Origin of the sequence: Yoonia vestfoldensis SKA53 (assembly GCF_000152785.1) — a bacterium.
In the GTDB taxonomy this organism is placed as follows: Bacteria; Pseudomonadota; Alphaproteobacteria; order Rhodobacterales; family Rhodobacteraceae; genus Yoonia; species Yoonia vestfoldensis_A.
In genome coordinates this window covers 2,660,308-2,668,520 of sequence record NZ_CH672414.1, presented here as the reverse complement: position 1 = coordinate 2,668,520, position 8,213 = coordinate 2,660,308, and the positions used below count along the sequence as shown (strand labels likewise).

The 8,213-nt window shown below is 57.7% G+C and carries 9 protein-coding genes; 1 reads left to right on the top strand and 8 read right to left on the bottom strand.

The window, feature by feature from the left end; genetic code table 11:
- The 3 genes from SKA53_RS12925 to rpsJ all read right to left on the bottom strand — a co-directional run.
- Positions 1-329 (bottom strand): 50S ribosomal protein L4 (locus SKA53_RS12925; protein ID WP_007206607.1); only part of this gene is annotated, 329 nt, incomplete at its 3' end.
- Positions 319-1,173, bottom strand: a complete 855-nt coding sequence (gene rplC, locus SKA53_RS12920) for a 50S ribosomal protein L3 (protein WP_040482980.1) — start codon at positions 1,171-1,173, stop codon at positions 319-321. The genes rplC and SKA53_RS12925, both read right to left, overlap by 11 nt.
- A 12-nt stretch (positions 1,174-1,185) precedes the next feature.
- The gene (rpsJ, locus tag SKA53_RS12915; RefSeq protein WP_007206605.1) at positions 1,186-1,497 is read right to left on the bottom strand and encodes a 30S ribosomal protein S10; all 312 of its coding nucleotides are present in this window, start codon (positions 1,495-1,497) and stop codon (positions 1,186-1,188) included.
- A gap of 272 nt (positions 1,498-1,769) precedes the next feature.
- On the opposite strand from rpsJ, the gene SKA53_RS12910 reads away from it, so the two are divergent.
- Positions 1,770-2,510 carry a YoaK family protein gene (locus SKA53_RS12910; RefSeq protein WP_040483312.1) on the top strand — a complete coding sequence of 247 codons (741 nt, stop codon included), beginning with the start codon at positions 1,770-1,772 and terminating at the stop codon, positions 2,508-2,510.
- 81 nt (positions 2,511-2,591) lie between these two features.
- Here the strand turns inward: SKA53_RS12910 and tuf are convergent, their stop codons facing one another.
- The 5 genes from tuf to SKA53_RS12885 all read right to left on the bottom strand — a co-directional run bounded on the left by tuf (position 2,592) and on the right by SKA53_RS12885 (position 8,107).
- Positions 2,592-3,767, bottom strand: a complete 1,176-nt coding sequence (gene tuf, locus SKA53_RS12905) for an elongation factor Tu (protein WP_007206586.1) — start codon at positions 3,765-3,767, stop codon at positions 2,592-2,594.
- A gap of 88 nt (positions 3,768-3,855) precedes the next feature.
- A complete protein-coding gene (gene fusA / locus SKA53_RS12900) occupies positions 3,856-5,979 on the bottom strand; it encodes an elongation factor G (protein WP_007206602.1) in 2,124 nt (707 codons plus the stop codon).
- Between the two features lie 15 nt (positions 5,980-5,994).
- Positions 5,995-6,465, bottom strand: coding sequence for a 30S ribosomal protein S7 (gene rpsG / locus SKA53_RS12895; protein WP_007206601.1), 471 nt, complete (start codon positions 6,463-6,465; stop codon positions 5,995-5,997).
- A 12-nt stretch (positions 6,466-6,477) separates the two neighbouring features.
- On the bottom strand, positions 6,478-6,849 hold the full coding sequence (gene rpsL, locus SKA53_RS12890; protein WP_007206600.1) for a 30S ribosomal protein S12: 372 nt from the start codon (positions 6,847-6,849) through the stop codon (positions 6,478-6,480).
- Positions 6,850-7,204: 355 nt separating this feature from the next.
- Positions 7,205-8,107: a DMT family transporter gene (locus SKA53_RS12885; protein WP_007206598.1), complete on the bottom strand. Its 903-nt coding sequence runs from the start codon at positions 8,105-8,107 to the stop codon at positions 7,205-7,207.
- Positions 8,108-8,213: the final 106 nt, after the last annotated feature.

Sequence of the window (8,213 nt, the reverse complement as noted above, 5' to 3'; positions counted from 1 at the left end):
TTGAGACCCAGCGCACGGAACTTTTTGGTCAGCTCATGCGCGTGGCTGCGTGGGGTCGGGCCCTTGTAGGTACCACCGTGACGGAAGATCGGCGCGCCTTTGGACCCGTGACGTGCGCCACCGGTGCCTTTTTGGCGATAGATCTTCTTGGTGGAATAGGACACTTCCGACCGGCCAAGCACGTCGTGTGTGCCTGCCATGGCCTTGTTGCGCTGCCAGCGGACGACGCGGTGCAAGATGTCCTTGCGTGGCTTCAGACCAAAGATCGCGTCGTTCAACTCGACGGAACCGGCCTTTGCGCCTTCCAGATTGATTGCATCAGCCTTCATTTTTATCACCCTCTGTCGTATCGGCATCAGCCGGGGCTTCGTTTGCGGCGGCTTCAGCAGCTTCGAGCGCAGCTTGTTCTGCTTCGGCAGCGGCCTTTGCTGCGGCAGCTTCAGCGGCTGCTGCGGCTGCGGCGGCTTCTTCGGCCAAACGCGCGGCTTCTTCATCCATGGATTTCAAGCCAGCAGGATAGATCACGTTTTCAGGGGTCGGTTTCTTGACCGCATCCTTCAACGTCACCCAACCGCCACGCGATCCGGGAACTGCGCCTTTCACCATGATCAAACCACGGTCGGCATCTGTCCGCACAACTTGCAAGTTCTGGGTGGTCACGCGGGCAGAACCCATGTGGCCGGCCATTTTCTTGCCTTTGAACACCTTGCCCGGATCCTGACACTGGCCAGTGGAACCGTGCGAACGGTGGCTGACGGACACACCGTGCGATGCACGCAGACCGCCAAAGTTGTGCCGCTTCATCGCACCGGCAAAACCTTTACCGATCGATGTGCCGGACACGTCCACATATTGACCTTCGAAATAATGGTTCGCGGTGATGGTTTCACCAACGTTGATCATATTCTCGGGGGCGACGCGGAATTCGGCGACCTTACGCTTTGGTTCAACCTTTGCGGCGGCAAAATGGCCGCGCATGGCCTGGCTTGTGCGCTTTGCTTTGGCAGCACCGGCACCCAGCTGGACAGCGACATAGCCGTCCTTTTCAACAGTACGCTGTGCAACGACCTGCAGGTTTTCCAAGGCCAGAACGGTGACCGGCACTTGCCGACCGTCTTCCATGAACAAACGGGTCATGCCCAGTTTCTTTGCGATAAGTCCTGTACGGAGCATTGATAACCCTCCTTACACGGAAATCTGGACGTCGACGCCAGCGGCCAGGTCGAGCTTCATCAGCGCGTCCACGGTCTGCGGTGTCGGGTCAACGATGTCGAGAAGGCGCTTGTGCGTACGGATCTCGAACTGATCGCGGGATTTCTTGTCGATATGCGGGCCGCGCAGAACTGTGAATTTTTCAATCTTGTTCGGCAAAGGAATCGGGCCGCGCACAGATGCGCCAGTGCGCTTGGCTGTGCTGACGATTTCTGCGGTGCTTGCGTCAAGCACGCGGAAATCAAACGCCTTGAGGCGGATACGGATGGTTTGGCTACCTGCCATTTCATCACCCTTTTTGAATAGGGTCTAGATCGGAGAGGAGGATCATGGCTCATCCAGAACCCTCATCGCGTCTTTTGCACCAACATAAAAAGGGCACGCATGGCGCACCCTTGTCGGATTGGGGCCGTATAGGGGGTTGCACCCAAGCTGGCAAGGGCTGATTGTACAAATCCGCCCGATCCACGCGGCCTTGTGTTTCAACCCTATTGGTGTTGCTATTTCCCCGCATCCGGCCAGTTTTGATGGCCGAATGCAGCATGAAAGGCACCACCATGGCAAGCAATCTGTCACGGCATCTGACCGGGGCATCGCGGACCGAATCGGGCAATCGGGGGCTGGGCTATCTGCTTGCATTTGTGGCCGGTGCCATCAACGCGGGCGGGTTCCTCGCTGTGCAACAATATACATCGCATATGACGGGGATCGTGTCCGAAATGGCCGATCTGATTGCTTTGGGCCAGTACCGGTTTGCGCTGTTCGGGCTGGCCTGTCTGGCGACCTTCATCGGGGGTGCCGCCTGCACCGCAATCCTCGTGAATTACGCCCGCAGCCGTCAGCTGCAAAGCGAATATGCGATCCCGCTGCTGGTCGAAGCATCGCTGCTGATGGCCTTCGGTATTCTGGGCGCACAACACGGCACCATGCAGGGCGGTGTCGTCTCTATCACGATTTTGCTTTTGTGCTTTGTCATGGGGTTACAGAATGCGGTCATCACCAAAATCTCTGGCGCTGTCATTCGGACCACGCATGTCACTGGCATCGCGACCGATCTGGGGATTGATCTGGGCCGGTGGCTGTTTTGCAATCTCGCACGGAATAAAGAATTTGTACCGCGCCCGAAACGTGGTGTGATGCTCGGCACCTTGTTGGTGTCGTTTTTTGTCGGTGGCTTGGCTGGCGCAATCGGGTTCCAGACGTTCGGCTATGCAGCAACGATACCGCTTGCCGCGGCGCTGGTTGCGGCTGCGATAACGCCCGTCTTGGATGATGTAAAAGGCCACAAGCTGCGGTGAAACGCAAAAGGCCGCCCTTTTCGGGGCGGCCTTTGTTTGGCGTAGGGCGGGTCAAGACCCACCTTACTTTGCCTGTGCTTTTTACAGCAGGATCTTCGACACAACGCCGGCGCCGACAGTCCGGCCGCCTTCGCGGATCGCGAAACGCAGGCCTTCTTCCATCGCGATCGGCGCGATCAGTTCAACTTCGAACTTCAGGTTGTCGCCGGGCATCACCATCTCGGTGCCTTCTGGCAGAACAACAGTCCCGGTCACATCCGTCGTGCGGAAGTAGAATTGTGGGCGGTAGTTCGCAAAGAACGGTGTGTGACGACCGCCCTCTTCCTTGGTCAGAATATAGGCTTCGGCTTCAAACTTGGTGTGCGGCTTGACCGAACCGGGCTTGCACAGAATCTGCCCACGCTCAACACCTTCACGGTCAACACCGCGCAGCAGCGCACCGATGTTGTCGCCAGCCTGGCCGCTGTCCAGCAGTTTGCGGAACATTTCCACACCGGTACAGATGGTCTTCTTGGTGTCGCGGATACCGACGATTTCAATCTCGTCGCCCACGTTCACCACACCGCGTTCCACACGACCGGTCACAACCGTGCCACGGCCAGAGATCGAGAACACGTCTTCGATCGGCATCAGGAACGGCAGGTCGACCGCGCGTGCCGGTGTCGGGATGTATTCGTCGACAGCCGCGATCAGCGCACGGATCGAGCTTTCACCGATTTCAGGCTGGGTGCCGTTCATCGCATGCAGCGCAGAGCCGGGGATGACGGGGATATCATCGCCGGGATAGTCGTATTTGGACAGAAGCTCGCGGATTTCCATCTCGACCAGTTCCAGCAGTTCGGCGTCATCCACCTGGTCGACCTTGTTCATGTACACGACCATGTATGGAATGCCGACCTGACGGCCCAGCAGGATGTGCTCGCGGGTCTGCGGCATCGGGCCGTCAGCAGCGTTCACAACAAGGATCGCGCCGTCCATCTGGGCGGCACCGGTGATCATGTTCTTCACATAGTCGGCGTGGCCGGGGCAATCGACGTGCGCATAATGGCGCGCTTCGGATTCGTATTCCACGTGCGCGGTCGAAATCGTGATCCCGCGGGCCTTTTCTTCGGGCGCGCCGTCGATCTGGTCGTAGGCCTTGAAATCGCCGAAATACTTGGTGATCGCCGCCGTCAGCGTCGTCTTGCCGTGGTCAACGTGACCGATCGTGCCGATGTTCACGTGCGGTTTGGTGCGTTCGAACTTTGCCTTTGCCATGGTGTGGCTCCTTGAATTTTTGTGTTTGGGCGACGGGGATAACCCCGCCTTATGGGGGGTGGTAGGGCGGGGTCATCCCCGCCGCACCTTAAGCGTATTTCTTCTGGATCTCGTCGCTGATGTTCTGCGGCACCGGCTCATAATGATCAAAGATCATCGTGAAATTGGCACGACCAGACGACATTGACCGCAAGGTGTTGATGTAGCCGAACATGTTGGCCAGAGGCACGAAAGCTTCGATCACGTTGGCATTGCCGCGGCTGTCTTGGCCCTGCACCATGCCCCGACGCGATGTCAGGTCGCCGATGATCCCGCCGGTATATTCCTCGGGTGTCACGACTTCGACTTTCATGATCGGCTCAAGCAGTTTCGCACCAGCCTTGCGCATGCCTTCACGCATACACATCCGTGCTGCGATCTCGAACGCGAGGACCGAGGAGTCCACATCGTGATACTTGCCTTCCAGCAGCGCCACTTTGAAGTCGATCACGGGGAAACCTGCCAATGGACCGGAGTCCATGACCGATTTGATCCCTTTTTCGACGCCGGGGACGTATTCCTTTGGCACCGAACCACCGACAACGCGGGATTCAAACGAATAGCCTTCGCCTGGTGCTGTGGGCTGGATCAACAGCTTCACTTCACCGAACTGACCCGACCCACCCGATTGTTTCTTGTGGGTATAGGTGTGTTCGACTTCGTGACCGATGGTTTCACGATATGCCACTTGTGGCGCACCGATGTTGGCCTCGACCTTGAATTCACGGCGCATGCGGTCGACCAGAATGTCGAGGTGCAATTCGCCCATGCCCTTCATGATGGTCTGACCGGATTCAAAGTCAGTTTCCACGCGGAAGGATGGGTCCTCGGCAGCAAGACGTGCCAGTGCGATGCCCATTTTCTCTTGGTCGGCTTTGGTTTTCGGCTCGACCGCGATTTCGATCACTGGTTCTGGGAAGGTCATCGTTTCCAGCACAACAGGGTCGGACGGATCACAAAGCGTGTCGCCGGTTGTCGTGTTCTTCAGACCACCCAGCGCGATGATGTCACCGGCCCAGGCTTCGTCGATTTCTTCGCGGTTGATGGCGTGCATCATCATCATACGACCGACGCGTTCCTTGCCACCTTTGGTGGAATTCAGCATCGCATCGCCCTTGGCCAGCTTGCCCGAATAGATCCGGGTAAAGGTCAAGGAACCCACAAACGGGTCGTTCATGATCTTGAACGCAAGACCCGAAAACGGCATGTTGTCATCCGCACGACGCGGGATGGACCGTGTTTCGGTTTCGTCACCGGGTTTGAAGCCCATGTAATCGACAACGTCCATCGGGCTTGGCAGATAGTCGATCACAGCGTTCAGCAATGGCTGCACGCCTTTGTTCTTGAAGGCAGAGCCAGCCAGAACAGGAACGAATTTCATCGCCAAAGTGCCTTTGCGGATCAAGACGCGCAGCGTGTCCACGTCAGGCTCTTGCCCTTCGAGGTAAGCTTCCATCGCGTCATCATCCATGTCGACGGCCAGCTCGATCAGCTTGCCGCGCCATTCCAGCGCCATGTCGTTCAGGCTGGCACGGATCGGTTGACGGACCCAGGACGCGCCCAGATCTTCGCCCTGATAAACCCATTCTTCCATCGTCACGAGGTCGATGATGCCTTCAAGCTCGGTCTCGGCACCGATGGGCAGCTGGATAGGTGCAGGCACCGCGCCGGTGCGGTCAGCAATCATCTTGACGCAGTTGAAGAAGTCAGCGCCAATCTTGTCCATCTTGTTGACGAACACGATCCGCGGCACCTTGTAACGGTCGGCCTGACGCCAGACGGTTTCGGTCTGCGGTTCAACACCTGCGTTGGCGTCCAGCAAGCAGATCGCGCCATCAAGCACGGCCAGCGAACGTTCAACTTCAATCGTGAAGTCAACGTGGCCGGGGGTGTCGATGATGTTCATCCGGACCTTTTCGTCAGAAATGCCGTCAGCGGACGGATCTTCTTGACGCTGCCAGAATGTGGTGGTCGCAGCGGACGTGATCGTGATGCCACGTTCCTGTTCCTGCTCCATCCAGTCCATCGTCGCCGCGCCATCATGCACTTCGCCGATGTTGTGGGATTTGCCGGTGTAATACAGGATCCGTTCGGTGCAGGTTGTTTTACCCGCATCGATATGCGCCATGATACCGAAGTTGCGGTAACGGTTGAGTGGGTAGTCGCGTGCCATGTCAGATCGTCCCTATTACCAGCGGTAATGGCTGAACGCTTTGTTCGCGTCGGCCATCTTGTGGGTGTCTTCGCGCTTTTTCACGGCAGTGCCGCGACCCTGGACAGCGTCAAGCAATTCGCCAGCAAGCCGTTCTTCCATGGTGTTTTCATTGCGCTTTTTCGCAGCAGCGATCAGCCAGCGGATCGCCAGCGCTTCGCGGCGCTCGGGGCGGACTTCGACGGGTACCTGGTAAGTCGCACCACCGACGCGGCGCGAACGCACTTCGACGGATGGTTTGATGTTGTCCAGACACTCGTGAAACACTTCCACGGGCGATTTCTTCAGCTTGCCTTCAACGCGATCAAACGCGTTATAGACGATGCGTTCGGCAACGGCTTTTTTGCCGTCAACCATCAGGTTGTTCATGAACTTGGTCAGAACGGTATCACCAAACTTGGCGTCTGGCAGAACTTGGCGCTTCTCAGCGGCGTGACGACGTGACATGTGATCTTTCCCTTACTTCGGACGCTTCGCGCCATATTTGGAACGGCGCTGTTTGCGGTTCTTGACGCCTTGGGTATCCAGAACACCGCGCAGGACGTGATAACGCACACCGGGAAGGTCTTTTACACGGCCGCCACGGATCAGGACGACAGAGTGTTCCTGAAGGTTGTGGCTTTCACCGGGGATGTAAGAGATCACCTCAAAGCCGTTGGTCAGACGCACTTTGGCGACTTTCCGCATAGCCGAGTTCGGTTTCTTTGGTGTGGTGGTGTAAACGCGCGTGCAGACGCCGCGTTTCTGAGGGCAGGATTCCAAATGCTGGGATTTGGATTTGACAATTTTTGGCTGGCGCGGCTTGCGGATCAGCTGCTGAATCGTTGGCATCGTGTGATGTTCCCATCTATTCACTTGTATGCGTCCGGCAAACGCGGGTTTCAAAACATGCTTTTCATGTCTGAAAAGCACAAAAATTCCGCGTCGAACCCTTACCGGAGGTTCGGTGCGGTCAGTATCCAGAGGAACAAGGCAATAATCGCCCGGTTCTTGGCCACGACAGTTGTGATATCGGGACAAATAGGAAAAACCCCGCCCGGATGAGCGGCGTATAGGCCGTTGCGCTTGGGCTGTCAACAGGGCCGGACCCTGCCGATGAACGCACCAATGGCCAATAAACAAGAGGGAATGGCGCGGTCGCCCTGCCCCACCCAACGCCCGCAGCACAGCCTATCGCACAGCGATTCTAGCGGATGCGATCCGGTGACAGATTGTGCCGTATCCGTAGCCGTCTTTCACGCCACAGCGTGAACAGGCCGGTGGCAACCACGATTGACGCACCAAGGACCGTCAGGACATTGGGCCATTCATCGAACACCGCCATCCCGAGGATCAGCGCGACCAGCAGGCTGGTATAGCGGAAAGGCGCGACAAAGCTGATCTCGCCCGACCGCATTGCGCTGACCGAAAAGATGTAGCCGAAGATCAGGCAGATCGTGGCGCTGCCGATCTGCATGGCCGAGGTGGCGGACATCGGCTGCCATGTGATGAACAATGACCCGATTGCCCCCAATGCCGTCACCCCAATGGCCGCGATCAGCGCCACGAAGACGACAGGCACCTGCACCGACATGCGCCGCACCGCCAGATCACGCAGCGTGATGCAGGCGACCGCGATCAGCGCATAGATGCTGTAGCTGCTGAAATCCGTACCACCGGGCTGGATGATCAGCACCACCCCGACAAAGCCGATGGCGATGGCCGCAAACCTGCGCCAGCCCAGTGCCTCGCCCAGAAACAACGTCGCGGCAAGGCTGACCGCCAGCGGCAACGCCTGCAAAATCGCGCTAACATTGGCGATGGGCATATGAAACAGGGCCGTCAGAAAGAAATATGTGCCGCCAACCTCGCCCAGGGTGCGCAACATGATCAGCCCCCAGTCGCGCCGTGGCAGGTTGAAATGCAGCTGGTCCATCACCCGGCACATGATGGTCAGGCAGATGATCGCAAAGATCCCGCGCAGCAGGACGGCCTGAAACAGCGGGATATCGCCGGACAAGGATTTCATGAACGCATCATTGACGGTAAAGGCACACATGCCCCCCACCATCAACAGCGCCCCTCGGATATTGTCAGACATCACCGCCATGACATGCAGGTATCAGTGCGGCATCACCACTGCCAGCGAGATTGCGAAGACGTCACCAATATTCTTTTGCAAACAAAAAAGGCCCCCGAAACCGAGGGCCTTTTTT

Coding starts and splice junctions, on each gene's coding strand:
- fusA (WP_007206602.1), bottom strand. CDS start 5,979: ATGGCACGCGACTACCCACTCAACCGTTACCGCAACTTCGGTATCATG.
- SKA53_RS12910 (WP_040483312.1), top strand. CDS start 1,770: ATGGCAAGCAATCTGTCACGGCATCTGACCGGGGCATCGCGGACCGAA.
- rpsL (WP_007206600.1), bottom strand. CDS start 6,849: ATGCCAACGATTCAGCAGCTGATCCGCAAGCCGCGCCAGCCAAAAATT.
- rplC (WP_040482980.1), bottom strand. CDS start 1,173: ATGCTCCGTACAGGACTTATCGCAAAGAAACTGGGCATGACCCGTTTG.
- rpsJ (WP_007206605.1), bottom strand. CDS start 1,497: ATGGCAGGTAGCCAAACCATCCGTATCCGCCTCAAGGCGTTTGATTTC.
- tuf (WP_007206586.1), bottom strand. CDS start 3,767: ATGGCAAAGGCAAAGTTCGAACGCACCAAACCGCACGTGAACATCGGC.
- rpsG (WP_007206601.1), bottom strand. CDS start 6,465: ATGTCACGTCGTCACGCCGCTGAGAAGCGCCAAGTTCTGCCAGACGCC.
- SKA53_RS12885 (WP_007206598.1), bottom strand. CDS start 8,107: ATGGCGGTGATGTCTGACAATATCCGAGGGGCGCTGTTGATGGTGGGG.